The following is a 337-nucleotide window of genomic DNA, read 5'->3' on the forward strand; positions in this document are numbered from 1 at the left end:
ACCAGATTCGACAGCGAAGGCTGAAACCGCACTGCTGGCCGCAGCGCCTGTCTGCGTTAAAACGGGCACGCACATTAAGTGCCAACAACAACAACTATGCCTACGCCGCCTAGTGCGGTCGACGGCAGCTAGCCCTAAGAGACTAGCCGTCCACGTTCACCGGGCCTGTCGGGGGGATTGTGGGCGCAACAAAAGACAGGCTGCTATCTCGCAGGAGACGGGACTGCGAGGCCAAGACGTACCGGATAGTCGCAGGTGTACCAGGTCTGTCGGGGCTACCTGCGGCGAAACTAACGATAGACTACGCCTGTAGACGTGCGAGTTTCGAGATCGTTGG

Annotated in this window: 1 other RNA gene; it reads left to right on the forward strand. The window is 59.1% G+C overall.

Annotated elements, in window-relative coordinates:
* Positions 1-4: 4 nt before the first annotated feature.
* Positions 5-337, forward strand: a transfer-messenger RNA (tmRNA) gene (ssrA, locus tag ACO0K4_RS19615); the annotation flags it as partial.

The organism is Undibacterium sp. RuTC16W (assembly GCF_049339445.1).
In the GTDB taxonomy this organism is placed as follows: Bacteria; Pseudomonadota; Gammaproteobacteria; order Burkholderiales; family Burkholderiaceae_D; genus Undibacterium.